Below are 23,195 nucleotides of genomic sequence, written 5' to 3'. Positions count from 1 at the left end.
CAGACCCGTCAGCAGGCAGAGTTAACACTTTGTTAAGGAAATGGCGTGATCACGGGTCTTGGGGGTCGGCACCACTCACCACACCAAGTGCCGAGGTTGTAGTATGAAAGTTTTGATTGTTGAGAGTAACCCCGATCTGGGTCGGGTCTGGAAAAGGCATCTTGAACGACAAGGTGCCGAGGTGACGCTTGTGGCCGGGCAAGAGGCCGCGATACTGGCGCTCTATGGCTCTGAGTTCGAGATTATCGTGCTGGATCTGGTTCTGGAAACCGGCAGCGCGCTGGCTGTGGCCGACTTCGCCAGCTACCGCCGCCCTGAGGCGCGGGTGATTTTTGTCACCAACACCACCTTCTTCTCGGACGGGTCGATCTTTGCCCACAGTCCCAATGCCTGCGCCTATGTGCAAAGCGGCACCCCGCCCGAGGATCTAGCGGCGATGGTGGAACACTACGCGGCGGGGCGCTGATCCCGTCCGTGCGGTTCAAGATAGTCGAGGGTCGGGTTCACCGGGATGATCCGGTGCGGATTGATGCTGTCGTGACTGTAGTGATAGTGCCGCACGATATGGTTCATGTTCACGGTCTGCGCGACGCCCGGCCATTGATATAGCTCACGCGTATAGGCCCAGAGGTTGGGGTAGTCGATCAACCGGCGTTTGTTGCACTTGAAGTGCAGGTGATAGACCGGATCGAACCGGATCAGCGTGGTGAACAAACGCCAGTCAGCCTCGGTCACGCGGTCGCCCATCAGGTAGCGGTTCCGGGCCAGCCGGTCCTCGAGCCAGTCTAACGTGTCGAACAGGGGGTGGATGGCGGCGTCATAGGCCTGCTGTGAGGTGGCAAAGCCGGATTTGTAGACACCATTATTGACGTCCGAATAGATCCGCGCGTTGACCTCTTCGATCGCATCCCGCATTGCCTCGGGCCAGTAGTCATCGCGGTTGCCCGTGATCTCGTTGAAGGCCGAGTTGAACATGCGGATGATTTCCGAGCTTTCGTTCGAGACGATCGTCTCCTGCTGTTTGTCCCACAGGATCGGCACCGTAACCCGACCGGAATAGGCGGGGTCGGCCTTGGTGTAGACCTGATGGGCGTAGTCCAGACTGTAAAGATCATCTCCGGTCGCGCCGTGATCGTCGGTTTCAAAACTCCAGCCCTTGTCCAGCATGTCCGGATGCACCACCGAGACTGAGATCAGATCGGTCAGCCCTTTGAGTTCCCGAAAGATCAGTGTGCGATGGGCCCAGGGACAGGCGTGACTGACATAGAGGTGATAGCGCCCGGGTTCAGCCTTAAAGCCACCTTTGCCGGAGGCGCCAGCGCTGCCATCAGCCGTCAGCCAATTGCGGAATTGAGCGGCGCTGCGCTTGAACGCGCCGCCAGTGGATTTGGTGTCATACCAGGTGTCGTGCCAGGTTCCGTCGACCAACAGGCCCATCTCGCGTCCTCCGTATCTGCGTTTCGGCAAAGATAGGGCGCAGAACCCGGCCTTCCTATCACAGCCCGCGCGCATGCAGCCTGCACCTGCGCACATCACCGGTCTGAGATGTGCGCGCAACATCTGCGAGCGCTTTGAAGTTATGTGGCCAGCTTCACTGGATTTTTACAGTTTTGCCTCCACAATAAGAGATATCGAAGGGGGGAAATTTGATGAGTACCTATGTTTCCAAGGAAATGAGCGCTGAGTTGGAGGCTGCGCGAATCGCCACTTTGAAAAAGACCAGCCGTTTGCGGGTGGAAATGGGCGACAATTACTTCAAAATTCTTAGATTGTGGAAGAATGGCTTTACAGTCGAGGCCGAGACCACGCCGCGTCTGCGCGGGCTAGTCGATATCCATGACGGCGCGAACCATTTGTATCAATGCCTGATCGTCGCGGACGAGGAAGAGGCAGGCGAAATGCGCTATGAGTTCAAGCGCAATACGGCTGCTTCCGACAAAGCTCCGCTGGATTTCTACCGCGCGCCGGATGCGCCGATTGCCCTGCTGGGGCACGAGGACTAAAGCGTTTTGCGTTTTACTTGAGGCAAGTCCATTGAAAGGCGCGTTCGACCGAAGGGAGAGGCAGCGTATGCCGCCTCAAATCAAACGCAAAACGATCTAGGGTCGAATTTCGACGGTCGTTCCGGTCGGAGTCAGGCTCCACAGCTGGGCCATCTCGTCATTGGACAAAGCGATACAGCCAAGCGTCCAGTCTCCGGGCAGGGTGAGGCCAACAACGCCGTTTGGTTGCCCGTGAATGAAGATATCTCCGCCGGGGTCTATGCCCTGTTGCTGGGCGCGGGCGATGTCATCGGGTTGAGGGTAGTCGATCCCAAGTGACAGGTGGAACGCACTGTTCGGATTGCGGCGGTCGATGGTGAACACTCCGACGGGCGTCTTACCGTCACCTTCCTGCTCCTTGTCCCCTTCCGGTGCGAACCCCAACGCAATCTCGCTCTGCAGTACGATGGCGCCGTCCAACGTTGCGGTCAGGCGACGGGCAGATTTTTCGATCAGAATGTGGTCGATCTGTGCAGCGTCAGGCGCCACGGCAGGCGCGGGAGGGCGCGGCCAGTATCTCTGCCAGCCGATCCAGCCTAGCGCTGCGATCAGAAAGACCAGCGTGATCCGAGCCAGCAGGCGCATCCGTTACTGCAGATCCCCGAACGCCTGCTTCAGCCGCGCGCAGGCCTCTTCGACGCGGGCGCGTTGGGTGGCAAGATTGAAGCGTTCGAAAGTCTCGCCGCCCGCACCAAACCCGGGGCCTGACGAGGTCGCGATGCGCGCATCCTTGCGTAGGCGTCGAACAAACTCATCATGGCTCATCCCGGTGCCCGAGAAATCGACCCAAGCCAGATAGGTTGCCTGTAGGGGCATCGACCAAAGGCCGGGAATCTCGGCGATCGTGGCGTCAAACAGCTGGCGGTTTCCATTCAGATGCGCGACCTGAGCATCCACCCACTCCGCCCCTTCGGGCGTGTAGGCGGCGGTGATCATGGCCACGCCAAGGGCGCTTGGTTCATAGTCCAACGTGTCCAGCCGGTGGCGCATCGCCGCGCGCAGTTTCGGATCGGGGATGATCATGTTGCCGGTGCGCTGTCCCGCAATGTTGAACGTCTTCGATGCCGCCGTAAGGGTCACGGTCCAAGGCCGTGCCTCAGGTGCTGCGACATCCATCGGGACGAACTTCGCCCCCGGGTAAACCAGATCATGATGGATCTCATCCGAAACCAGAATCAGCCCGTTGCGCCCGGCGAATTCAGCCACGGAGCGCAGCTCCTCAGTCGTCCAAACCCGGCCCGACGGGTTTTGCGGCGAACACCACAGCAGCAGCTTCTCCGACCCGTCCAAGCGCGACTGCGCGTCGTCCAGATCAATCGCGTAGCTGTCTCCCTCGCGCACCAACGGGCATTCCACCACGCGGCGTCCGGATTTGTTCACCTTATGGGCAAACTCATGGTAAACGGGCGTGAAGATCACAGCGCCATCGCCCGGTTCGCTCCAGACATCCAGACAGAGGGCGATTGCATTGCCCAAGCCCTGCGAGGTCAGCACCCAATCGGTGTCGATCTGCCAGTCATGGCGGGTTTGCATCCACCACTGAACCGAAGCCAGATATTCAGGGTGTTTCCACGAATAGCCGAAGACCCCATGCTCAGCTGCACAGCGCACCGCATCAATCACGCAAGGCGCGGTCTGATAGTCGGAATCTGCCGTCCACATCGCCAGCCCATCATCGGGGGATACGCCGTAGAGTTGCTCCATCTTGTCCCATTTTGAACTGTGGGTGCCGCGGCGGTCGGTTGGGGTATTGAAAGTCATGTCTGCTCCATCTGTCGAGGCGAAAGCTAACTACAAATCGGGCGGGTGCAAGGGGGGCGTTGCGGCGACGGGCGGGATGCCCTAAATCAGCCTCATGAAACGCCCTATTCTGATCCATCCCGATCCTCGCCTGAAAAAACTCTGCGCCCCGGTTGCCGATCTGTCAGATGATCTGCGCAAGCTGGCCGATGACATGCTTGAGACCATGTATGATGCGCCCGGCATTGGTCTGGCCGCGCCGCAGATCGGAGTGCTGGATCGCCTGATCGTTCTCGATTGCGTCAAGGAAGAAGGCGAGGCCCCCCGTCCGCTGGTCATGTTCAACCCCGAAATCATCGCCTCGTCGGACGAAACCAACGTCTACGAGGAAGGCTGCCTGTCGATTCCGGATCAATATGCCGAGGTCACGCGGCCTAAAACCGTCGAGGTGGCCTGGATGGACCAGAACGGCAACGCGCAGCAGGAAACCTTTGATGGGCTCTGGGCCACCTGCGTGCAGCATGAGATCGACCACTTGGATGGCAAGTTGTTCATCGACTACCTCAAGCCGCTGAAACGGCAGATGATCACCCGCAAAATGCAAAAGCTCAAGCGCGAGAAGGCCCGCACATGAGTGTCCGCACCTGCCTGCCGTGGCCGGACAAACGCTTGCGGACCAAGGCCGAGGATGTGTCTGAGATCACCGATGAGATCCGCGCCATCTGGGACGATATGATCGACACGATGGAGGCGATGCCCGGTGTTGGCCTCGCCGCGCCTCAGATCGGGGTGATGCTACGTCTGGCCGTTGTCGATGGCTCGGCTGAGCGAGGTCGGGTGATAAAACTGGCGAACCCGGAAATCCTGCACAGCTCGATCGAGTTACGCGAACATGATGAGGCCAGCCCGAACCTGCCGGGTGTGTCGGCCAAGGTGAAACGCCCTCGGGCCGTGACGGTCAAATTCCTGAACGAACAGGGCATCATTGACCGCCGCGATTTCGTGGGGATCGAGGCCACCAGCGTACAGCACCAGATCGACCATCTGAACGGCCGGATGTATTTCGACCGCCTCAGCAAAGTCAAACGCGACATGCTGCTGCGTAAAGCCAAGAAACAGGGGTAGGTCGGGCTTTAGCCCGGCACCCGGAAACTGACCGGAGCGGAACATGCGACTAATTTTCATGGGCACGCCCGATTTCTCGGTCCCGGTATTGGATGCTCTGGTCGATGCGGGGCATGAGATCGCCGCCGTCTATTGCCAGCCCCCGCGCCCCGCTGGTCGGGGTAAGAAGGACCGCCCGACGCCTGTCCATGCGCGGGCCGAGGCGTTGGGGCTAGAGGTCCGACATCCAGTCTCGCTGAAATCGCCCGAAGAACAGGCCGCGTTTGCCGCTTTGAACGCGGATGTGGCGGTGGTCGTCGCCTATGGCCTGCTTCTGCCTCAGGCCATTCTGGACGCACCTGCGCAGGGTTGCCTGAACATCCATGCGAGCCTGTTGCCACGCTGGCGCGGGGCCGCGCCGATCCATCGCGCGATCATGTCGGGCGACGCGGAAACCGGGATCTGCATCATGCAGATGGAGGCGGGTTTGGACACGGGCCCCGTTCTGATGCGTCAGGCCACGCCGATTGAACCTGAGGAAACCACCGCGCTGCTACACGACAGGCTCTCGACCATGGGAGCTGCGTTGATCACCGAAGCCTTGACCCAGCTGCCGGACCTCACCCCTCAGCCACAACCCGACGAGGGCGTCACCTACGCCTCAAAGATCGACAAGTCCGAGGCGCGGGTCGACTGGTCCCGACCCGCAGTTGAGGTCGACCGCCAGATCCGGGGTCTGTCGCCCTTTCCCGGCGCGTGGACCGAGATGGAGGGCGCGCGCCTCAAGCTGCTGGCTTCACGCGTGGCCGAGGGGCAGGGCGCCCCGGGAGAGGTCCTGACAGCCGAATTGCATATCGCCTGCGGGCAGGGCGCGGTTGAACTGTTGCGCTTGCAACGGGCAGGCAAAGGCGCGCAGGATAGGGAAACCTTTCTGCGGGGCTGGCCCATCCCGGTCGGCACCCGCCTGACATCGGAGTAGAGACAGATGTTCATGGTCCTGATGGGCACCGTCGTTATTGCCGGGATAGTCGGCTACCTGTCCGAGAAGACCGAATTCACCCATAACGGTTACCTGCAGTCCATCATCATCTGCGTTGGCGGCGCGTTCCTGTTCTACTTCGTCCGCATCATGTTCGGCATCAGCTTTGGCCCGCCTGGGCTGGACGCGGTTCTGTCCTCAATCGGTGCGCTGATCATCGTGCCGACCCATTGGAGGCGATGACATGCCTGTTGTCGCCCTGATCGTGATCGGAGCCGCCGCAGGGTTCCTCGCCACCCGCCTGATGCGGATCGAGGCCGATATTCCCACGACCATGCTGATCGGTATCGTCGGTGCCTTGGTCGGCGGATTCCTGTTGCGCACACTGATCACCGTTTCCGGCTGGTTGTCCGGTTTTGTAGGGGCCGTGCTGGGCGCGTTGCTGGTGATCTGGATCTGGCAGAGCTTAAAGCGCCGATAAGGCTTGACCTTTCCCTTGGGTCGCCGCCAGATCAAGCCGAGTTTTTAAGCAGGTGACCCATGCCTTGTGATCTGAACGCTGGTGATGTTGCCCTGATGGGCGTTCCACTGGATTTGCATTCCTCATTTCTGCAGGGTCCGGCCTTTGCGCCCGGTCGCATTCGCGAGGCTTTGCATTCCGGTGCGGCCAATCTGACGGCCGAGGATGGCACCGATCTGGGGGCCACGGATCGGTTCAAAGATACCGGTAATCTGGATGTGTTCGAGATGCGTGGGCAAGAGCCGATCGACCGGATCGAGGCCGGTGCCGCCGCGCGGATCGAAACCGGCGCGCGGCTGTTGTCTCTGGGCGGAGATCACTCGGTCGCTTTCCCGCTGATCAAGGCCCATGCCGAGCGGTATGAGGGGCTGAACATCCTGCATATCGACTCGCATCCCGACCTGTATGACACGCAGGATATCGGCCCTCTGGGTCATGGCTGCCCTTTCGCGCGGGTGATGGAGACCGGCAAGGTCAAACGTCTGGTGCAGGTCGGTATCCGCACCATGAACAAGCACCAACAGGAGCAGGCGGACAAGTTCGGGGTCGAGGTGATCGACATGCGCAATTGGCGTCCCGAGCTGGAGATCAGCTTTGACGGACCGGTCTACCTGTCGCTGGATCTGGATGCGTTGGACCCGGCCTTTGCGCCGGGCGTGTCACATCACGAACCTGGCGGGCTGAGCACGCGCGAGGTGATTAACCTGATCCATCGTTTTGAGGGGCAGTTGGTCGGTGCAGATATTGTCGAACTTAACCCCCATCGCGACCCGTATGGCATGACCGCAATGGTGGCCGCGAAATTCGTTAAAGAGATCGGCGCGCGGCTGTTATCGCGCTGAGATCAGCGCGCGTCGCAGGTCGCAGTTGACCCCAGCCGCGCCACGCGCGTGGTGGCCATGTCGTAGCTGTTGGCCTCGGCGGCTGTCATCCAGTGCATTTCGTCCTCAGAGGCGACTTCTAGCGTGTACCAATAGAAATCATCGGACACGCCGATATCGTCATAATAGTCCAGATATCGGTCGTGTTCGGGGTCGTCCTCGGGCAGTTCGGTGGCGATAATGCCCCCTCCGCCCCAGCTATGAACGCCGACGCATGCGCCCGGTTGCAAGATGCGCCTGTTGCCCGCCAGAAAAAGATCTGTCCCACCCGAGGCGACCATGCCATCGGACGGCACGACCGTGTCAAAACCCCGGTTGCGGACCTCGCGCGAGAAGATCACGTTTGCATCGTCATCCACCGATCCTTCGATGCTCTGCAGGACAAGCGTTTTGATTTGCGGGTTGTCGGCAGCCACCTCTCGGAAGGTATCCAAAGTGGTGTGATCGATGGCCCCAGTGACGACGATCTGATCGCCCTGGGCCACGAATTGCGTCGGGCTGTAGGGTTCCGCGCAAGCGACGAGGCAAAGCGCACTGGCGGCGAGCAAAGACAGGGCAGGTTTCACAAGCGGGCCTTCGGTTTGTTTCGGGCGGTATTCGCCCTATTGGCGCGGCGGGCGGGCTTTGTAGACGGGAAGCCTCCAGCCGAAGATAAGCGATCCGGCGCGCAAGGCCCAGCAGATCGCGGCACATAGCGCCAGCGCGGGCAAGCCTTCGAGCCCAAGCCGTGTCGCGACCACTGCCGTCAAGGCACCGGCAAACGCGCATGAGACGTAAAGCTCTCCCTGTTTCAGGACCAGGGGGACCTCATTGCAGACCACATCGCGCATCAACCCGCCCATGCATCCGGTGGTGACGCCCATCAGCACCACGATGATGCCGGATTGGTCCAAAGACAGTGCCGCCCCGGTCCCTGCAGCTACGGCAATGGACAGAGCGAAACTGTCCAGCCAGATCAGCCAGCTATAGCGGCTTTCGACCAGATGCGCGGTGAAGAACACCAGAACAGCGGCCCCGACTGCGATCAGGATGTAGTCCGGCTGGCCGACCCAGAAGACGGGATGGCGATCCAGCAGCAGGTCGCGCACGGTGCCGCCTCCGACCGCAGTCAGGCAGGCGATGAAGGCAAACCCGACCAGATCAAGCTGCGCCCGGCTGGCCACCAGCGCCCCGGTCAGCGCAAAGACCAGAACCGAGGCATAGTCCAGCAGGGCAAGCGCGCTCACTCCTGCGCCTTTGCGGGTTTGAAGGGAGCCATGCCCGCGCGGGCCAGCTCATCTGCTTTTTCGTTTTCGGGATGGCCCGCATGGCCTTTGACCCATTCCCATGTCACGTCATGACGACCCTGCGCCTCGTCCAACCGCTGCCACAGGTCGACATTCTTGACGGGTTTCTTGTTCGAGGTTTTCCAACCGTTCCGCTTCCACCCGAAAATCCACCCCGTCACGCCGTTTTTCACATAGGCGCTGTCGGTCACAACGGTGATCTTGGACGCGCGCTCCAGCGCCTCTAGCGCGTTGATTGCGGCAAGCAGTTCCATCCGGTTGTTGGTGGTCTCGGCCTCGCCGCCCTTGAGTTCTCGTTCTTTCAAGACCGAGTCGCCCTGCTTAGCGCGCAGCAGCACTCCCCAGCCACCGGGACCGGGATTGCCGGAACAGGCCCCATCGGTATAGGCAAAAAGCTCAGGCATGGGCGGCAAGCCCAATCCAGTCCGAGACCGAGCCATCCAGCCCGGTTCCGCTGCCAAGTCGTCGTGCGGTGACGGTAAAGCCCGCCTTTTGCATATAAGTTTTCAAGTCTTCCTCGGAATAATAGCTGTAGAAGCGCCCCAAACGATCCGGCCCTTCACCCTGTCCCAGCTTCATGGCGATATAGAAGACGCCCTTGGGTTTCAACGCCCGGTGAATGGCGGCCAGATGGTTCGGGAAATCCGCGCGTTTGGCGTGCAGAAGGCTGAAATTGGCCCAGATGCCGTCATAGATTCCCTCGGCCTTCAGGTCCGAAAACGCCGCTTGGCGGGCGGAAAATCCCGGGTGGGCCGAGGCCAGCCGGACCATCTCGGCAGAGGCATCCATGGCCTCAACCTCCAGCCCCGCCTGCGCCATGATCACTGATGAGGCACCGGGACCGCAGCCCAGATCCAGCACCTTGCCGCCTTTTGGAACGGCCTGGATGAACCGGGTAAGTTGCGGGTCTTCGGTGTTGGCTTCATCGGTCAGATCCGCGTAGCGCGCGGCCTGTTCGTCATAGACTGAGATCGTCTCACGATCGCTCATAGATACACTCCGACAGCCAGGCACAGCAGGACGATGGCCGTCAGCAGGATACGCAATCGCATCCACCAGCGTGGCGCGAGGCCCCAATACCAGAACAGGGCGTCCAGCACCAAAAGCCCGGCAAAGCCGATCATCAGATTGGTGCCGGCGCTGATCGGCCCGCCGCCTGTCATGAAGAAGGCCCAAAGGGCGGGAAGGACCGACAGGGTATAGCTGACGGTCGCCTTGCTGCCCGATGTCTTGGTGGCAAAGCCCCACAAGACACCTGACATGAAACTCAGGATAACCGAGCCATAGAACAGTTGGATGTAAGGCCCTACAAAACGAGAGCCCAACTCGCGCGTGCCCAGATCGTGGAGGTCCGAGTTCAGATAAGTCAGCGCCCCCCAAATGAACGGGATCAGCCCCGCCAACCCTAGATAGAGCGCGGATTTGGGGACGCCGTTCATGCCGGTTGCCTCAGCACGCGGGGGACTTTGAACTCGACGTTTTCGACGGCGGTTTCCACGAGGGCGACGGTGACGTCGTAGTGATCGCCGAACGCCTCGATGACCTCATTGACCAACACTTCGGGGGCTGAAGCCCCGGCAGTGATGGCAATGCTCGAAATTCCCTCAAGCGCGCGCCAGTCGATATCGGTGGCGCGTTGCACCAACTGCGCATAGTTGCATCCGGCGCGTGAGGCGACTTCGACCAATCGCCGCGAGTTGGACGAGTTCGGCGCGCCCACCACCAGCAGCGCATCCGCTTTCGGCGCGACGGCTTTCACGGCCTCTTGCCGGTTGGTGGTGGCGTAGCAGATGTCTTCCTTGTGCGGGCCGACGATCTTGGGGAACCGCTCTTCAAGCGCCGCGATTATATCCTTGGTGTCATCAACCGACAGGGTGGTCTGGGTGACAAAGGCCAGCTGATCGGGATTGCGAACCTGAACCGTGGCGACATCTTCTACGGTTTCGACCAGCAGCACCTCACCTTCGGGCAGTTGTCCCATGGTGCCGATGGTCTCGGGGTGGCCTTTGTGGCCGATCATGATCATCTGCAGGCCGTTGTCCGAGTGGCGCTGCGCCTCAACATGGACCTTCGATACCAGAGGGCAGGTGGCATCGACATAGATCATCTCACGCCGGGCAGCGTTGGCAGGGACGGATTTGGGGACCCCATGAGCCGAGAAGATCACCGGTCGGTCATCTGGGCATTCATCCAGTTCCTCGACAAACACGGCCCCCTTGGCGCGCAGCCCGTCGACCACGAATTTGTTGTGGACGATCTCGTGCCGGACATAGACCGGCGCGCCCCATTTCTGCAGTGCCATCTCGACGATCTTGATGGCGCGATCCACGCCCGCGCAGAACCCGCGCGGCGCGGCAAGGTGCAAAGTCAATGGCGGCTTGGTCATGTCGCTGTCTCCTTGCGCCACAGGTAGGTCTTTTCACGGCCTTGGTCCAGACAGGGCGGCGTCATTGATCTGACATGAATCACTGATAGCCGTTAGGTGTTTCAGTACCAAACCTTAGTTAAAGAAGCGCGGTCAGGGTTTCATACCCTGACCGCGCTAATCTCATCCCCAATTTTGTGACGCCGTGGGCTAGTGCCCGCCGGCGGCAGCAACACTGCGTGGTTCGGTCGGCATTTCCCGAGGCGGGCGGCCGATCACGTCGCGCAGGTCTTCCAGTTCGATGAAGTTGTCGGCCTGGCGGCGCAGCTCGTCCGAGATCATCGGCGGCTGGCTGCGGATGGTCGACACGACCGAAACCCGTACGCCCTGACGTTGCAGGCTGGCAATCAGCGGGCGGAAATCCCCATCGCCCGAGAACAGCACGATATGATCAACGCGTGGTGCCAGTTCCATGGCATCGACGGTCAGTTCGATATCCATGTTACCCTTGACCTTCCGACGCCCCATGCTGTCGGTGTATTCCTTGGCCGGTTTGGTGACCATGGTGAAGCCGTTATAGTGCAGCCAGTCAACCAATGGCCGGATCGGAGAATATTCGTCATTCTCCAAAAGCGCTGTGTAGTAGAAAGCACGCAGAAGCTTGCCACGGCGCATGAATTCCTGCCGCAGAAGCTTGTAGTCGATGTCGAAGCCCAGTGCTTTTGCGGCGGCATAAAGATTCGAGCCGTCGATGAACAGCGCTAGCCGTTCGTCTTTATAAAACATAAATAGGTCCTTCCGGTATAATCCAGCCCGCTGCGCGTTTAAGTGTGAGTGGTGTAAAATTAAGCGTGCTGGTGTGCCTATAATTAGGACTTTTAATGCGCATCGCAAGTATGCATTTGGCCGAATATGGGGGTAAAAATGAGCAAAACCACGTCAAATGCAGTTGTTGCGCTGGGCGCAAATCTCAATCTGAGCGGACTAGGGCCCAAGGTGACACTTCGCAACGCAATCACAGCACTTGCGGACCGTGGGGTGGTGATTCGCGCCGAAAGCCGGTTTTTTGAAACCCCCTGTTTCCCTCCGGGTGCGGGCCCCGACTACGTCAATGCCGCCCTTTTGATCGAGACCGACCTTTCGCCTGAGCAGCTGCTGGAGGTCTTGCACGAGGTCGAACGTAAGTTCGGTCGCGAACGGGTGCAGCGCTGGGGGATGCGGACGCTGGACCTGGATCTGGTGGCCTACGAGGATCAGGTATTGCCCGATCCTGCAACCTTCGATCGTTGGCTGACCCTGCCAGCAGATGCGCAGCGTCAAGAGGCCCCCGAGCAGCTGATTTTGCCCCATCCCCGACTGCAGGACCGGGCGTTTGTGCTTGTGCCCATGGTCGATGTGGCCCCGGACTGGAACCATCCGGTTCTGGGTCAGACCGTCCTGCAGATGCTCGAGGCGCTGCCAGCTGAAGACATAGCAGCGGTCACACCTTTGTAGATTGGTGGATTTGCGCTATTTCCTGCTTGTCAAGGCGTTCAATCGGTCTTAGATACAACGCTTCCTGATATGGACTCAGCAACGGAGTAGCGTTCCATGGCCCGCGTGACGGTTGAAGACTGCGTAGACAAGGTTCCCAACCGGTTTGAACTGGTGATGCTTGCCGCCCATCGTGCGCGTGAGATTTCCGCCGGTGGACCGATCACTGTGGACCGTGACAACGACAAGAACCCCGTTGTCTCGCTGCGTGAAATCGCCGACGAAACCCAGAGCGCGGATGAACTGCGTGAGCGTCTGATCGAGGCCAACCAGACCCAGATCGAGGTTGATGAGCCCGAAGAAGATCAGATGGCTCTGCTGATGGGTGCCGAATCGGACAAGCCTGCCGAAGATGACATGTCGGAAGAAAAACTCCTGCGCGCTCTGATGGAGGCTCAAGGGCAGGGGTAAGCCCTCAAAACGAAGGTGCGGACCGGATGATTTCTGCTGACGACCTGATTGCGCTGGTCCGCAATTATAACCCAAAGACAAACGCTGAACGCATCGCAAAGGCCTATGAATTCGGCCAGCAGATGCATGAAGGGCAGTTCCGTCATTCCGGCGAGCCCTATTTTACCCATCCCGTTGCCGTTGCCGCCATCTTGACCGAACAGCGTCTGGACGATGCGACCATTATCACGGCGCTGTTGCATGACACGATCGAAGACACCAAAGCCAGCTATGGCAAAGTGGCCGAGCTGTTCGGGGATGAGGTCGCCAAACTGGTCGACGGCGTCACCAAACTGACCAACCTGCAACTCTCCAGCCGCGAAACCAAACAGGCCGAGAACTTCCGCAAGCTGTTCATGGCCATGTCCAAGGACTTGCGGGTCATTCTGGTCAAGCTGGCGGACCGTCTGCACAATATGCGCACGATCAAGGCGATGCGCCCCGAAAAGCAGATCGTCAAAGCACGCGAGACCATGGATATCTACGCGCCGCTTGCGGGTCGGATGGGGATGCAGTGGATGCGCGAGGAGCTCGAAGACCTTGCCTTCCGAGTGTTGAACCCCGAAGGGCGTCAGTCGATCATCCGCCGCTTCATCACCCTGCAGCGCGAAACCGGAGACGTGATCCACCGGATCACTGGTGACATGCGCCATGAGCTGGAGAAAGCGCGCATCGAGGCAGAAGTCTTTGGCCGTGCCAAGAAACCCTATTCGATCTGGCGCAAGATGCAGGAAAAGGATCAGGGCTTCTCGCGCCTGTCCGATATTTACGGATTCCGCATCATTACCGAAACCGAGGAAGACTGCTACCGCACCCTCGGCGCAATCCACCAACGCTGGCGCGCGGTGCCCGGCAGATTCAAGGATTATATCTCTCAGCCGAAATCGAACGGCTACCGCTCGATCCACACCACTGTTTCGGGGCGTGACGGCAAACGGGTCGAAGTTCAGATCCGTACCCGCCAGATGCATGACGTGGCCGAAACCGGTGTGGCCGCGCATTGGTCTTATCGCGACGGTGTCCGGACCGAGAACCCATTTGCGGTCGACCCGGCCAAGTGGATTTCGAACCTGACCGAGCAATTCGACAATGAGGAAGATCACGAAGATTTCCTCGAGGCCGTCAAGCTTGAGATGTACTCGGACCAAGTGTTCTGCTTCACGCCGAAAGGCGATGTCGTAAAACTCCCACGCGGGGCGACGCCGATTGATTTTGCCTACGCCATCCACACCCGTATTGGGCACGCATGTGTCGGGGCAAAGGTCGACGCGATCCGCGTGCCGCTCTGGACCCGGCTGAAGAACGGGCAGTCGGTCGATATCATCACCGCTGACGGCCAGACCCCACAGGTCACCTGGCTTGAGATTGCGGTAACCGGAAAGGCTCGGACTGCGATCCGCCGCGCCCTGCGTGAAGTTGATCGCGAACGGTTCATCAAACTGGGCAAAGAGCTTGCGCGTTCCGGGTTTGAACATGTCGGCCGCAAATCCACAGACAAAGCGCTGGATACAGCCGCCAAACACCTGCGTCTGAAAGACCGGCATGAGCTTCTGGCACGATTGGGCAGTGCCGAACTGACAGCCCATGACGTGGTTAGCGCCGTCTATCCGGAACTGACACAGGATGACGGCGATGCGATTCCGTTGCGGCGCGCCGTGATTGGCCTTGAGCCGGGACAGAAATTCGACCGCGCCCCCTGCTGTCAGCCCCTTCCGGGCGAGCGGATTGTCGGCATCACGCATCGTGGCAAGGGTGTCGAGGTTCACGCCATCGACTGCAACCGACTCGGCGCATATGAGAATGAGCCCGAGCGTTGGGTCGATCTCCACTGGCATTCTGGTACCCACCCGGCGGTCTATGGCGCGACACTTGACCTCACCATCGGCAACGATGCGGGCGTCCTGGGGCGTATTTGCACATTGATCGGCGAGAAAAAGGCCAATATCTCGAACCTTGAGTTCGTCGACCGCAAACCGGATTTTTACCGACTGCTGATCAATGTCGAACTGCGAGACCTTGAACAATTGCATTCGCTGATGCTGATGCTCGAGGCAGAAAGTGATGTGGCCGCTGTCGAACGGTACCGAGAGCGTGAAAATGCCGCCCTGCCGGCTGGTTGAGATGAGGTGATCAGGAGTGGTTTTCAAGCGCCGAGATCGACGCTCTCCCATTCAGGTCGCATCTGAACTTGTCTATCCACGTGGCGGATGGACCCGCGCCTTTCACTATGTCAAACATCGCGTTCGCCGCTTGCCGGACTCGCCTGAACGGATCGCACGCGGTATCGGTGCAGGGGTGTTTGCGGCGTTTACCCCCTTCTACGGCCTGCATTTTCTGGTCGCCGCCATCGGCGCGCGCCTGCTCAACGGCAATATCGTGGCTGCCCTCAGCGGCACGTTCTTCGGCAATCCGCTGACCTATGTTCCGATTGGCGTCATCTGCTTGCAGACAGGGCATTTCCTTCTGGGAACCGAATTCGAAAAAAGCGAAACCCGCGGCCTAATGGGGAAATTCGCAGATGCGATGGGCGATCTGAAGAACAACTTTCTCGCCATGTTCACTGACCGCGTCGCAGATTGGCACGGCTTGGGCTTATTCTACCGCGAGGTGTTCTACCCCTATATGATCGGTGGCATTCTTCCCGGTTTGCTGGCGGGGGTGATCTGCTTTTACCTAAGCCTGCCGCTGATCCGCACTTACCAACAGCGCCGCCGCGCGCGGATCAAAGCCAAATTCGACGAAATCAAACGTCGGGCCGAAACCGAGGCTGACACTTCCGTGGAAAAGGTACTAGCTTCAGCTCAAACCGTGAAAAAGGAATCGCGCGATGTCTGACACTTATCTGCGACTTGGTGTGAATATCGACCACGTTGCCACCGTGCGCAATGCACGCGGTGGGGCTTACCCCGACCCGTTGCGTGCCGCCAAACTGGCCGAAGAGGCCGGGGCCGATGGCATTACGGCGCATCTGCGCGAAGACCGCCGTCACATCTCGGATGCGGATATCGATGGTCTGATGGACGTCCTCTCGGTCCCGCTGAACTTTGAGATGGCTGCCACCGACGAGATGCAGAAGATCGCCCTGCGGCACAAACCTCATGCAGTCTGTATCGTGCCGGAGAAGCGCGAGGAACGCACCACCGAAGGCGGGCTGGAAGTCGCGCGCGAGGAAAACAAACTGGCCCATTTCATCGCCCCTTTGCGCGATGTCGGCTGTCGTGTGTCGATCTTCATCGCCGCTGACCAACGCCAGATCGAGGCCGCCCACCGCATCGGCGCCGAGGTGATCGAGCTCCACACAGGCGCCTATTGCGACGCCTTCGCCGAAGGCCGCATGGAAGAGGCCGAGCGTGAGCTGGAAGGCCTGCGCCAGATGTCGACGTTTGCCCATTCGCTGGGCCTCGAAGTCCATGCAGGCCATGGGTTGACCTATGAGACGGTGAAACCCGTCGCGGCCTTCCCCGAGGTGCGTGAGTTGAACATCGGCCACTTCCTGATCGGCGAGTCGATCTTTTTGGGCCTCACCCCCGCCATTCAGGAAATGCGCCGCCTGATGGATGAGGCGCGGGCGTGATCACGCCAGCTTTCATAGCGATCTGGTTTGCCTGGCTGATGGCCGGTGGCTCGCCCGGTCCTGCCACCATGGGCATTGCCGGTACCGCCATGACTGAGGGTCGCCGCGCAGGGCTGGTCTTTGCACTTGGCATATGCGCAGGCTCTGCTGCTTGGGGGATCGCCGCCGCGCTGGGCCTGTCGGCGATCATGCTGGCCAATGTCTGGGTCTTCGAGGTGATCCGTTACTTTGGTGTCGCCTATCTTGGCTGGCTGGCCCTCAAGGCTCTGCGCCGCGCGGTGACCGCCGGTGAGGTACCATTGGGCAAACCAGTCACCGGGTCGATGCGCACAATCCTTGCGAAAGGTGCAGCCATTCACCTGACGAACCCCAAGGCGATCCTCAGCTGGGGATCGATCTATGCGATCGTGGCGCCAAATGACGCCAGCCTATGGGTCTTGTTGGGGTATTTCAGCCTACTCTATGCAGGGTCTTTGCTGATTTTCATTGGGTACGCCTTTCTGTTTTCCTCGGCGCGTATGGTCAGCGCCTATCGGCGTGCTCGACGTTGGTTCGATTTTGCCTTTGCGGGGTTCTTCGGCGTCGCCAGCTATAAGATTTTGACGGTGCGGTTGTCTTGATCCTTGGCGTTGGCACAGATCTCGCGAATATCGAGCGTATCCAGCGCACGCTCGACCGTTTTGGCGACCGTTTCCGCAATCGCGTTTTCACCGAGACCGAGAAGCGCAAGGCCGAACGTCGCCACGACACCGCAGGCACTTATGCCAAACGCTGGGCCGCGAAAGAGGCGTGTTCCAAGGCGCTGGGCACCGGCCTTCGCATGGGCATTGCCTGGAAGGACATGGCGGTCAGCAACCTGCACACGGGTCAGCCCGTGATGCATGTGACTGGCTGGGCCGCCGACCGGCTGCGCCAGATGACGCCAGAGGGTCATGAGGCGATCATCCACGTCACCCTGACTGATGACCACCCCTGGGCGCAGGCCTTTGTGGTGATCGAGGCGCGCCCGCTTCAAGAAGCCGGTACGCAGCCTTGACTTGCCCCCGCATGGCCCGCATGTAGCACCCAACACACCAAGGAGCGAAAGAGCAGTATGGCCGAGGACGTCAAAACCGGAAATCCCATCTGGGAGACGATCAAAACCATTGTCTACGCCCTGTTGATCGCAGGCGTTTTCCGCACCCTGTTCTTCCAGCCCTTCTGGATTCCCTCCGGCTCGATGAAGCAGACCCTACTGATCGGCGATTTCCTCTTCGTCAACAAGATGGCCTACGGTTACTCCTACGCCTCCTGCCCCAGCCTGATCATCCCCAGCGTCGGTCTGAATATCGACGCCGAGGATATCTGCGGCTGGCTTCCAGGTAACGACAATACCCGCATCTGGGGCGGAGAGCCCGAACGCGGCGACGTGATCGTCTTCCGCCACCCTGTTACGGGGCGTGACTATATCAAACGCCTCATCGGTCTGCCGGGCGATCGCGTTCAGGTTCGCCAAGGGCAGATCATCCTGAACGGCACACCCGTCCCACAACAAGCGGATGGCGTGTTCACCGAAGTGGCGGCTCCGCAAGGTCCGCAACGCCTGCGTCCGCGCTGCTCCAACGGTCCGGTCGGCATCGGTGGCGTTTGCGAGAAAGAGCGCTTTGTCGAAACCCTGCCCAATGGCGTGTCGTATGATGTGCTGAATATCGGCAATCAAGGGTCCGACAATACCGGCATCTACACGGTACCCGAAGGCCACTATTTCTTCATGGGTGACAACCGCGACAACTCCGCTGACAGCCGCCTGCCGCAATCTGCTGGCGGTGTAGGCTATGTGCCCTACGAAAACCTGATCGGCCGCGCCGACCGGATCATGTTCTCTTCGGCTGGCCGGTCTATGCTGTTCTTCTGGACCTGGCGTAGCGACCGGTTCTTCAAGGCGGTCAATTGAAGGTATCGGCCGATATAAAGGCGTTTCAGCATCGCTTGGGGTACGAATTCTCGAACCCCGAGCTGTTAGTGCGGGCATTGACCCACGGTTCGGTTTCGTCCGCCACTCGGCCCGATAACCAACGACTCGAATTCCTGGGCGACCGTGTTCTGGGCCTCGTAATGGCAACAGCCCTGCTGGAGGCGGACAAGAAAGCCTCCGAAGGCCAACTGGCCCCTCGCTTTAACGCGCTGGTGCGTAAAGAGGCCTGCGCCGATGTCGCCCGCCAGATTGATCTGGGCGCAGTGCTCAAGCTTGGCCGGTCCGAGATGCTGTCCGGTGGTCGCCGCAAACAGGCGCTTCTGGGCGACGCGATGGAGGCAGTGATCGCTGCCGTTTACCGCGACGCCGGTTTCGAGGCCGCTCGCGATGTAATCCTCGCCCTCTGGGGGGATCGCATCCACGCCGTCGAAGCTGACGCTCGCGACGCGAAGACCTCGCTCCAAGAATGGGCACAGGCCCGCGGCCAGAAACCGCCCAGCTATATCGAGGTCAAACGCAGCGGGCCCGACCACGCCCCGGTTTTCACCATCGCCGCCCGCCTGCAGGACGGGACCGAGGCACAGGCTACCGCTGGATCAAAGCGTCAGGCCGAACAGGCGGCGGCAAAAGCCCTTCTGGGTTCACTGCCAAAATAGCGCCCGTTCATCTTCCAAAACCCGATTCGCTCTTCATCTGGCTAAAAATATCCCGGGGGTGAGGCCGGATGAAATCCGGACGAGGGGGCTGGCCCCCTCCCGGTCGGATTGGCGCAGCCAATCCAATCCCTAGACCACCCGGATATACCCGGTCAGACCAGTTTTCTGATGCTCGATCACATGGCAATGAAAGGCCCAGTCACCGGGATTGTCGGCGACCAGAGCGATCTCAACGACCTCATCCTTCAGAAGCAGCATGGTATCGGTCAGCAAAGGCGGCAGTTTGCGTAGGTTCGACTTCAAAGGCGTAAATACAAGCCCATGCAAATGGATCGGGTGCAGGTTCGGCGATTCGTTTCGTAGCCGCAGAACATAGCTATTGCCCATCTCCAATACGGCCAGAGGGCCAACGCCCTCGGTGGCATCTCCCGCCCACGGGGTCCGGTTGATCGACCAGAAATTATACCCCAGAGAGCCACAGAACCCGTTATTCGGTTCACCACCTTCGGGCGTCCAGCCAAAGACGAACTCATGCAGCTCGGCCGTGGCCAGATCAGGCCGTGCAACCGGGTTCGGGGGCAGTTGTTTCAACTCCCGCAAGTCCCGCGCAACATCCGCGCCTACGGCCCGAAGACGTGCCATCGGGCGATGTGGCTGACCCGGCAGTTTCGCGACCAGATCCACCATCTGCCCCTCGCCTGAGGGCATCGCCACCGCGAAATCCACCCGTTGGCCCGGTCCGACCAGCAACGGGTCCTCGGCGTTTGGTAGGGGCACCTCGACATCCACCGGATGTCCGTCCCATGCGATGATGCGGGCCTCGGCGCCTTCAAGATGCAGCCGATAGATCCGGGTCGTGTCCGTGTTCACCACCCGCAGCCGCACCAACCCGCCCGAGATGTGGTCGTAGACCGGTGTATCCAGCCAGTTCGCGGTTTGCAGATTGCCGAATGTCCCGGCTCGCGCCGCGCCGCGCTGGGTGTAGGCGGGCAGGAACTGGTCCTCCTCATCCAGACGGAAATCACGTAGGTTGATAACCTGTTCGCTGTCAAATCCGGGGTCTTCGGCCTCGGAAATAACCATCACGCCGGTCAGGCCATGGGCCATCTGCTCCATCGTCATGCAATGAGGGTGGTACCAATAGGTTCCGGCGTCAGGGGGCGTGAACTCATAGTCGAACAGCTCATTCGGCCCCACTGGCATCTGGGTCAGATAGGGCACGCCGTCCATCGCATTGCGAATACGCAACCCGTGCCAATGCATCGCGGTGTAGTCCAGTGTCGAGTTGCGCACCGGCAGGCGCATCGCCTCACCCTGACGGCCCCGCAGCACCGGCGGAGGCGCATCCGGGGACAGGCTGACCATCCCGGTCGTCACCTGATCGCGCAGTGCAAAACTGGCCGATTGGATGACCAGTTCAGGCGCGGCCGAGGCCAGCCCGAACCCTCCCAATCCGATTGCCCCAGCGGCGGCGCTGCTGCCCAAAAGGAACTCGCGACGTTTCATGATTTGCCTCTTTGATGAAATCCTCGCCTGGCTGTCATCGGCGTGGCGTATGGCTACAGTTTCACTGCGCACGACGGATCGCAATGCGACAAAACCCTCTGGCCCGCGCGGGCATTCTGCTATAGGGGTGCGCACTTGCAAACAGGATCGCAACAGACATGACCACACGCGCCGGATTTATCGCCCTGATCGGAGAGCCAAACGCAGGCAAATCCACCCTTTTGAACCGCATGGTCGGGGCCAAGGTCTCGATCGTGACGCATAAGGTGCAGACCACCCGCGCGCGCATTCGTGGCGTGGCGATGGAGGGCGACGCGCAGCTGGTCTTTGTCGACACGCCCGGCCTGTTCAAACCGCGCCGCCGTTTGGACCGTGCGATGGTTGCCGCCGCCTGGGGCGGGGCGGCTGATGCGGATGTGGTTGTCCTGATGATCGAGGCCCATCGCGGCATCACCGAAGGCGTCGAGCGGATCCTCGAAGGTCTCGAAGAGATCGGGCAGGGCCGCACCATCGCGCTGGCCATCAACAAGATCGACAAGGTGCCGTCCGAGAAGCTGTTGGCGCTGGCAAGCGACTTGAACGCACGCTATCCTTTTGCCGAAACCTTCATGATCTCGGCCGAGAAAGGCCACGGCGTCGACGACCTGCGCAAATGGCTGGCCGGTGAGTTGCCCGAAGGCCCGTGGCTTTACCCCGAGGATCAGATCGCCGATCTGCCCCTGCGCATGATCGCCGCCGAGATGACGCGCGAGAAGCTGACCCTGCGTCTGCATCAGGAGCTGCCCTATCAGCTAACCGTCGAAACCGAGAGCTGGGAAGAGCGCAAAGACGGCTCGGCCCGGATTGATCAGATCATCTACGTCATGCGCGACGGCCACAAAGGCATCGTGCTGGGCAAAAAGGGCGAGACGATCAAGGCCGTCAGCCAGGCCGCGCGGGCGGAACTGGAAGAGTTCCTTGACCGCAAGATTCACCTGTTCCTGCAGGTCAAAGTCCGGCCCAACTGGCTGGAGGAATCCGAGCGTTACTCGGAAATGGGTCTGGATTTCAAAGACGGCAACGCATGACCCGTCTGACCGCAGACTTCTGGGTCCATGCTTATCTGGCGCGCCTACGGTTTCAGGAAATCCCGGCCTTTGTGGTGGCGCATGGCGATGACACGGCGGGTGCGGTTCTGGTCAAGCTCAACACGCTTGATGGGATGGCGGTGGCCTTTCAACGCAGCTTTGACCTGATGAGCGGCGCGCGCAAATGGGTGGAACTCTCCAGCGGCGCCGAGGGTAATGTGGACGAGGCCATCCAGCGCCAACGTAGCTTTGACCCTGATCTCTGGGTGATCGAGGTCGAAGACCGGCAGGGGCGGCATTTGCTGGATGAAGAGGGTCTGGAATAGCTCCACTTTCGGGGACTTGGACAGGCGGCTCAAACCGTCTAGTTTGAAGGGCAGATCGGCAAAGGCCGATCGTTTAGAAAACCGCAAAAAGGTCAGGTGTTGGCGTGGCTGAAACACTCGCTGAGAAACTTGAAAAATCGAACCTGGGTCATTGGATGCAGCGATTCGAAGGCTTCATGGTCTTCATTGGTGTCGTCGGCCCCTTTGCCACGCTGCCGCAGCTGATCAAGCTGTTTTTCACCCACTCGCAACACGCCACTGGCCAGTCGCTTTTGTCCTGGTCGCTTTATGCTGCGCTGTCATTTCTGTGGTTTGCTTATGGGTTGGTGGTCGGGAAGCTGCCGATTTACGTGGGCAATGGGATTTCGATGATCCTCAACCTGTTGATGGTGGTTGGTATCCTGATGCACGCGGGCCTGACGTTCTGAGCGGGCACTAGCCCAGCACCAGCGGCTCCAGCGACACCCGTAGCGATACTGCGGCGAAGAACAGAACACTGCCTGCCAGTACGAAGACATGCCATATCGTGTTGTGATAGGGCATCCAGTCGGACAGGTAGAAGATGACGCCTGCGGTGTAGACTACCCCTCCGGCAATCATCAGAGCGAGTACCGAAGGTGGCAGCTCGTCCAGCAAAGCGTGCCCGCTCCAGACGGCGGCCCAGCCCATTCCCAGATACAAGACCAGCCCGATCCAGCGAAAGCGGTGCGGGTCCACCATTTTCAGCACCGACCCCAGCGTGGCCGAGGACCAAAGACCGATCATCAGCCCTGGGGCTTGTGCTCCGGACAGCAGCAGGAACGGCGTGTAGGTGCCTGCGATCTTCACATAGATGCCCGAGTGATCCAGCCTGCGCAGAACTTCGGACCAGCGGTCGCTGACGACCATATTGTAGAGCGCAGAAAAGCTGAGCATCAGGATCAGCGTCACACCGTAGATCGACGCGCCCATGACTGCGTCCGGTTCGGCGCGATAGTACATCGTCATGACAATCAGAATGGGAACCGCGATGAGGGCCAGAAAAAGGCCCAGAACATGTACAACCCCGTCACTGATGCGCTCGGCCCGGCTATAGGCTGGCCGGATATGTGCAAAAGATCGCATAGTAAAAGGGTAGGGCCGCTGTCAACTTTGGGCAAGTCTGCCGGGCTGAACTTCTCGTGTGGGTGCCACAGCTTGCGGCGCTGGCGGGTGTTTTTCATCCCCTCTTTA

At 60.1% G+C, this 23,195-nt stretch carries 32 protein-coding genes; 20 read left to right on the top strand and 12 right to left on the bottom strand.

The features are described 5' to 3' along the window. Window positions 1-103 precede the first annotated feature (103 nt). The gene (locus J7394_RS17770; protein WP_170556374.1) at window positions 104-466 is read left to right on the top strand and encodes a response regulator transcription factor; all 363 of its coding nucleotides are present in this window, start codon (window positions 104-106) and stop codon (window positions 464-466) included. Here the strand turns inward: J7394_RS17770 and J7394_RS17765 are convergent. Beyond that, the gene (locus J7394_RS17765) at window positions 448-1,437 is read right to left on the bottom strand and encodes a glutathione S-transferase family protein (protein WP_209255036.1); all 990 of its coding nucleotides are present in this window, start codon (window positions 1,435-1,437) and stop codon (window positions 448-450) included. The genes J7394_RS17770 and J7394_RS17765 overlap by 19 nt on opposite strands. Before the next feature lie 212 nt (window positions 1,438-1,649). On the opposite strand from J7394_RS17765, the gene J7394_RS17760 reads away from it, so the two are divergent. Further along, complete coding sequence (locus tag J7394_RS17760; RefSeq protein ID WP_170380466.1) at window positions 1,650-2,003, top strand: hypothetical protein; 354 nt, start codon at window positions 1,650-1,652, stop codon at window positions 2,001-2,003. A gap of 96 nt (window positions 2,004-2,099) precedes the next feature. Here J7394_RS17760 and J7394_RS17755 read toward each other — a convergent pair whose 3' ends face one another. Beyond that, window positions 2,100-2,627 (bottom strand): murein L,D-transpeptidase family protein, encoded by a 528-nt coding sequence (locus tag J7394_RS17755; protein ID WP_209255034.1) that lies wholly within the window; start codon window positions 2,625-2,627, stop codon window positions 2,100-2,102. A gap of 3 nt (window positions 2,628-2,630) precedes the next feature. Continuing rightward, window positions 2,631-3,803 (bottom strand): MalY/PatB family protein, encoded by a 1,173-nt coding sequence (locus J7394_RS17750; protein WP_209255027.1) that lies wholly within the window; start codon window positions 3,801-3,803, stop codon window positions 2,631-2,633. Between the two features lie 94 nt (window positions 3,804-3,897). Here J7394_RS17750 and def (J7394_RS17745) point away from each other — a divergent pair, with 94 nt between their 5' ends. Genes def (J7394_RS17745) through speB form a run of 6 tightly spaced genes read left to right on the top strand, consistent with a single transcriptional unit; the run spans window position 3,898 to window position 7,227 of the window. Continuing rightward, window positions 3,898-4,416: a peptide deformylase gene (def, locus tag J7394_RS17745; RefSeq protein ID WP_209255024.1), complete on the top strand. Its 519-nt coding sequence runs from the start codon at window positions 3,898-3,900 to the stop codon at window positions 4,414-4,416. Further along, on the top strand, window positions 4,413-4,907 hold the full coding sequence (def, locus tag J7394_RS17740) for a peptide deformylase (protein WP_209255022.1): 495 nt from the start codon (window positions 4,413-4,415) through the stop codon (window positions 4,905-4,907). Before def (J7394_RS17745) ends, def (J7394_RS17740) begins: the two co-directional genes overlap by 4 nt. A 43-nt stretch (window positions 4,908-4,950) precedes the next feature. Further along, window positions 4,951-5,865: a methionyl-tRNA formyltransferase gene (gene fmt, locus J7394_RS17735; RefSeq protein ID WP_209255020.1), complete on the top strand. Its 915-nt coding sequence runs from the start codon at window positions 4,951-4,953 to the stop codon at window positions 5,863-5,865. 6 nt (window positions 5,866-5,871) lie between these two features. After that, window positions 5,872-6,108 carry a hypothetical protein gene (locus J7394_RS17730; protein ID WP_170380460.1) on the top strand — a complete coding sequence of 79 codons (237 nt, stop codon included), beginning with the start codon at window positions 5,872-5,874 and terminating at the stop codon, window positions 6,106-6,108. Between the two features lies 1 nt (window position 6,109). Beyond that, window positions 6,110-6,346: a GlsB/YeaQ/YmgE family stress response membrane protein gene (locus J7394_RS17725; RefSeq protein WP_209255018.1), complete on the top strand. Its 237-nt coding sequence runs from the start codon at window positions 6,110-6,112 to the stop codon at window positions 6,344-6,346. Window positions 6,347-6,405: 59 nt separating this feature from the next. Continuing rightward, the gene (gene speB / locus J7394_RS17720; RefSeq protein WP_209255016.1) at window positions 6,406-7,227 is read left to right on the top strand and encodes an agmatinase; all 822 of its coding nucleotides are present in this window, start codon (window positions 6,406-6,408) and stop codon (window positions 7,225-7,227) included. 2 nt (window positions 7,228-7,229) lie between these two features. Here speB and J7394_RS17715 read toward each other — a convergent pair whose 3' ends face one another. The 7 genes from J7394_RS17715 to J7394_RS17685 form a co-directional block, all read right to left on the bottom strand. Continuing rightward, complete coding sequence (locus J7394_RS17715) at window positions 7,230-7,832, bottom strand: alpha/beta hydrolase (protein WP_209255014.1); 603 nt, start codon at window positions 7,830-7,832, stop codon at window positions 7,230-7,232. Window positions 7,833-7,868: 36 nt separating this feature from the next. Then, a complete protein-coding gene (locus J7394_RS17710; protein WP_209255012.1) occupies window positions 7,869-8,492 on the bottom strand; it encodes a trimeric intracellular cation channel family protein in 624 nt (207 codons plus the stop codon). Then, window positions 8,489-8,956, bottom strand: a complete 468-nt coding sequence (rnhA, locus tag J7394_RS17705) for a ribonuclease HI (protein ID WP_209255010.1) — start codon at window positions 8,954-8,956, stop codon at window positions 8,489-8,491. The genes J7394_RS17710 and rnhA overlap by 4 nt, the downstream gene beginning before the upstream one ends. Next, on the bottom strand, window positions 8,949-9,542 hold the full coding sequence (locus tag J7394_RS17700) for a class I SAM-dependent methyltransferase (RefSeq protein ID WP_209255001.1): 594 nt from the start codon (window positions 9,540-9,542) through the stop codon (window positions 8,949-8,951). Before J7394_RS17700 ends, rnhA begins: the two co-directional genes overlap by 8 nt. Next, window positions 9,539-9,991, bottom strand: a complete 453-nt coding sequence (locus J7394_RS17695) for a DUF3429 domain-containing protein (RefSeq protein ID WP_209255000.1) — start codon at window positions 9,989-9,991, stop codon at window positions 9,539-9,541. The genes J7394_RS17700 and J7394_RS17695 overlap by 4 nt, the downstream gene beginning before the upstream one ends. Further along, the gene (ispH, locus tag J7394_RS17690) at window positions 9,988-10,938 is read right to left on the bottom strand and encodes a 4-hydroxy-3-methylbut-2-enyl diphosphate reductase (protein WP_209254999.1); all 951 of its coding nucleotides are present in this window, start codon (window positions 10,936-10,938) and stop codon (window positions 9,988-9,990) included. The genes J7394_RS17695 and ispH overlap by 4 nt, the downstream gene beginning before the upstream one ends. Before the next feature lie 189 nt (window positions 10,939-11,127). Next, window positions 11,128-11,703, bottom strand: a complete 576-nt coding sequence (locus J7394_RS17685; RefSeq protein ID WP_039541714.1) for an NYN domain-containing protein — start codon at window positions 11,701-11,703, stop codon at window positions 11,128-11,130. Between the two features lie 138 nt (window positions 11,704-11,841). Here J7394_RS17685 and folK point away from each other — a divergent pair, with 138 nt between their 5' ends. The 9 genes from folK to rnc all read left to right on the top strand — a co-directional run bounded on the left by folK (window position 11,842) and on the right by rnc (window position 19,084). Continuing rightward, complete coding sequence (gene folK, locus J7394_RS17680; RefSeq protein ID WP_209254998.1) at window positions 11,842-12,411, top strand: 2-amino-4-hydroxy-6-hydroxymethyldihydropteridine diphosphokinase; 570 nt, start codon at window positions 11,842-11,844, stop codon at window positions 12,409-12,411. A gap of 96 nt (window positions 12,412-12,507) precedes the next feature. Beyond that, the gene (rpoZ, locus tag J7394_RS17675; protein ID WP_170380450.1) at window positions 12,508-12,861 is read left to right on the top strand and encodes a DNA-directed RNA polymerase subunit omega; all 354 of its coding nucleotides are present in this window, start codon (window positions 12,508-12,510) and stop codon (window positions 12,859-12,861) included. A 26-nt stretch (window positions 12,862-12,887) separates the two neighbouring features. Beyond that, complete coding sequence (locus J7394_RS17670) at window positions 12,888-15,020, top strand: bifunctional (p)ppGpp synthetase/guanosine-3',5'-bis(diphosphate) 3'-pyrophosphohydrolase (protein ID WP_209254997.1); 2,133 nt, start codon at window positions 12,888-12,890, stop codon at window positions 15,018-15,020. Window positions 15,021-15,036: 16 nt separating this feature from the next. Then, complete coding sequence (locus J7394_RS17665; protein WP_209254996.1) at window positions 15,037-15,735, top strand: DUF2062 domain-containing protein; 699 nt, start codon at window positions 15,037-15,039, stop codon at window positions 15,733-15,735. Then, on the top strand, window positions 15,728-16,474 hold the full coding sequence (locus tag J7394_RS17660; RefSeq protein WP_209254994.1) for a pyridoxine 5'-phosphate synthase: 747 nt from the start codon (window positions 15,728-15,730) through the stop codon (window positions 16,472-16,474). The genes J7394_RS17665 and J7394_RS17660 overlap by 8 nt, the downstream gene beginning before the upstream one ends. Beyond that, complete coding sequence (locus tag J7394_RS17655; RefSeq protein ID WP_209254992.1) at window positions 16,471-17,094, top strand: LysE family translocator; 624 nt, start codon at window positions 16,471-16,473, stop codon at window positions 17,092-17,094. The genes J7394_RS17660 and J7394_RS17655 overlap by 4 nt, the downstream gene beginning before the upstream one ends. Next, complete coding sequence (gene acpS, locus J7394_RS17650) at window positions 17,091-17,510, top strand: holo-ACP synthase (protein WP_209254990.1); 420 nt, start codon at window positions 17,091-17,093, stop codon at window positions 17,508-17,510. Before J7394_RS17655 ends, acpS begins: the two co-directional genes overlap by 4 nt. Window positions 17,511-17,567: 57 nt before the next feature. Further along, the gene (lepB, locus tag J7394_RS17645) at window positions 17,568-18,407 is read left to right on the top strand and encodes a signal peptidase I (protein WP_209254988.1); all 840 of its coding nucleotides are present in this window, start codon (window positions 17,568-17,570) and stop codon (window positions 18,405-18,407) included. Beyond that, the gene (gene rnc, locus J7394_RS17640; RefSeq protein ID WP_209254986.1) at window positions 18,404-19,084 is read left to right on the top strand and encodes a ribonuclease III; all 681 of its coding nucleotides are present in this window, start codon (window positions 18,404-18,406) and stop codon (window positions 19,082-19,084) included. Before lepB ends, rnc begins: the two co-directional genes overlap by 4 nt. A gap of 129 nt (window positions 19,085-19,213) precedes the next feature. Here the strand turns inward: rnc and J7394_RS17635 are convergent, their stop codons facing one another. Continuing rightward, window positions 19,214-20,590 carry a multicopper oxidase family protein gene (locus tag J7394_RS17635; RefSeq protein ID WP_209254984.1) on the bottom strand — a complete coding sequence of 459 codons (1,377 nt, stop codon included), beginning with the start codon at window positions 20,588-20,590 and terminating at the stop codon, window positions 19,214-19,216. 158 nt (window positions 20,591-20,748) lie between these two features. Here J7394_RS17635 and era point away from each other — a divergent pair, with 158 nt between their 5' ends. The 3 genes from era to J7394_RS17620 all read left to right on the top strand — a co-directional run bounded on the left by era (window position 20,749) and on the right by J7394_RS17620 (window position 22,411). Further along, window positions 20,749-21,657, top strand: coding sequence for a GTPase Era (era, locus tag J7394_RS17630; protein WP_209254982.1), 909 nt, complete (start codon window positions 20,749-20,751; stop codon window positions 21,655-21,657). After that, window positions 21,654-21,983 carry a DUF1491 family protein gene (locus tag J7394_RS17625; protein ID WP_209254980.1) on the top strand — a complete coding sequence of 110 codons (330 nt, stop codon included), beginning with the start codon at window positions 21,654-21,656 and terminating at the stop codon, window positions 21,981-21,983. The genes era and J7394_RS17625 overlap by 4 nt, the downstream gene beginning before the upstream one ends. Before the next feature lie 104 nt (window positions 21,984-22,087). Further along, entirely contained in the window at window positions 22,088-22,411 is a 324-nt protein-coding gene (locus J7394_RS17620) for a SemiSWEET transporter (protein WP_170662549.1), read from the top strand. Between the two features lie 7 nt (window positions 22,412-22,418). Here J7394_RS17620 and J7394_RS17615 read toward each other — a convergent pair whose 3' ends face one another. Then, window positions 22,419-23,087, bottom strand: coding sequence for a hemolysin III family protein (locus J7394_RS17615; RefSeq protein WP_209254978.1), 669 nt, complete (start codon window positions 23,085-23,087; stop codon window positions 22,419-22,421). Window positions 23,088-23,195: the final 108 nt, after the last annotated feature.

It is taken from the genome of Ruegeria sp. R13_0, assembly GCF_017743995.1.
Taxonomy (GTDB): domain Bacteria; phylum Pseudomonadota; class Alphaproteobacteria; order Rhodobacterales; family Rhodobacteraceae; genus Ruegeria.
The sequence above is the reverse complement of the archived record's forward strand: the minus strand, read 5'-3'. Positions and strand labels throughout refer to the sequence as shown.

Excerpts from the sequence above, each read along its gene's own strand:
- J7394_RS17730 (WP_170380460.1), top strand. The coding sequence starts at position 5,872 with ATGTTCATGGTCCTGATGGGCACCGTCGTTATTGCCGGGATAGTCGGC.
- J7394_RS17670 (WP_209254997.1), top strand. The coding sequence starts at position 12,888 with ATGATTTCTGCTGACGACCTGATTGCGCTGGTCCGCAATTATAACCCA.
- def (WP_209255024.1), top strand. The coding sequence starts at position 3,898 with ATGAAACGCCCTATTCTGATCCATCCCGATCCTCGCCTGAAAAAACTC.
- J7394_RS17760 (WP_170380466.1), top strand. The coding sequence starts at position 1,650 with ATGAGTACCTATGTTTCCAAGGAAATGAGCGCTGAGTTGGAGGCTGCG.
- J7394_RS17770 (WP_170556374.1), top strand. The coding sequence starts at position 104 with ATGAAAGTTTTGATTGTTGAGAGTAACCCCGATCTGGGTCGGGTCTGG.
- folK (WP_209254998.1), top strand. The coding sequence starts at position 11,842 with ATGAGCAAAACCACGTCAAATGCAGTTGTTGCGCTGGGCGCAAATCTC.
- fmt (WP_209255020.1), top strand. The coding sequence starts at position 4,951 with ATGCGACTAATTTTCATGGGCACGCCCGATTTCTCGGTCCCGGTATTG.
- rpoZ (WP_170380450.1), top strand. The coding sequence starts at position 12,508 with ATGGCCCGCGTGACGGTTGAAGACTGCGTAGACAAGGTTCCCAACCGG.
- def (WP_209255022.1), top strand. The coding sequence starts at position 4,413 with ATGAGTGTCCGCACCTGCCTGCCGTGGCCGGACAAACGCTTGCGGACC.
- J7394_RS17695 (WP_209255000.1), bottom strand. The coding sequence starts at position 9,991 with ATGAACGGCGTCCCCAAATCCGCGCTCTATCTAGGGTTGGCGGGGCTG.
- J7394_RS17765 (WP_209255036.1), bottom strand. The coding sequence starts at position 1,437 with ATGGGCCTGTTGGTCGACGGAACCTGGCACGACACCTGGTATGACACC.
- rnhA (WP_209255010.1), bottom strand. The coding sequence starts at position 8,956 with ATGCCTGAGCTTTTTGCCTATACCGATGGGGCCTGTTCCGGCAATCCC.
- J7394_RS17625 (WP_209254980.1), top strand. The coding sequence starts at position 21,654 with ATGACCCGTCTGACCGCAGACTTCTGGGTCCATGCTTATCTGGCGCGC.
- J7394_RS17755 (WP_209255034.1), bottom strand. The coding sequence starts at position 2,627 with ATGCGCCTGCTGGCTCGGATCACGCTGGTCTTTCTGATCGCAGCGCTA.
- J7394_RS17725 (WP_209255018.1), top strand. The coding sequence starts at position 6,110 with ATGCCTGTTGTCGCCCTGATCGTGATCGGAGCCGCCGCAGGGTTCCTC.
- era (WP_209254982.1), top strand. The coding sequence starts at position 20,749 with ATGACCACACGCGCCGGATTTATCGCCCTGATCGGAGAGCCAAACGCA.
- lepB (WP_209254988.1), top strand. The coding sequence starts at position 17,568 with ATGGCCGAGGACGTCAAAACCGGAAATCCCATCTGGGAGACGATCAAA.
- J7394_RS17660 (WP_209254994.1), top strand. The coding sequence starts at position 15,728 with ATGTCTGACACTTATCTGCGACTTGGTGTGAATATCGACCACGTTGCC.
- J7394_RS17700 (WP_209255001.1), bottom strand. The coding sequence starts at position 9,542 with ATGAGCGATCGTGAGACGATCTCAGTCTATGACGAACAGGCCGCGCGC.
- speB (WP_209255016.1), top strand. The coding sequence starts at position 6,406 with ATGCCTTGTGATCTGAACGCTGGTGATGTTGCCCTGATGGGCGTTCCA.
- J7394_RS17635 (WP_209254984.1), bottom strand. The coding sequence starts at position 20,590 with ATGAAACGTCGCGAGTTCCTTTTGGGCAGCAGCGCCGCCGCTGGGGCA.
- J7394_RS17750 (WP_209255027.1), bottom strand. The coding sequence starts at position 3,803 with ATGACTTTCAATACCCCAACCGACCGCCGCGGCACCCACAGTTCAAAA.
- J7394_RS17685 (WP_039541714.1), bottom strand. The coding sequence starts at position 11,703 with ATGTTTTATAAAGACGAACGGCTAGCGCTGTTCATCGACGGCTCGAAT.
- J7394_RS17615 (WP_209254978.1), bottom strand. The coding sequence starts at position 23,087 with ATGCGATCTTTTGCACATATCCGGCCAGCCTATAGCCGGGCCGAGCGC.
- ispH (WP_209254999.1), bottom strand. The coding sequence starts at position 10,938 with ATGACCAAGCCGCCATTGACTTTGCACCTTGCCGCGCCGCGCGGGTTC.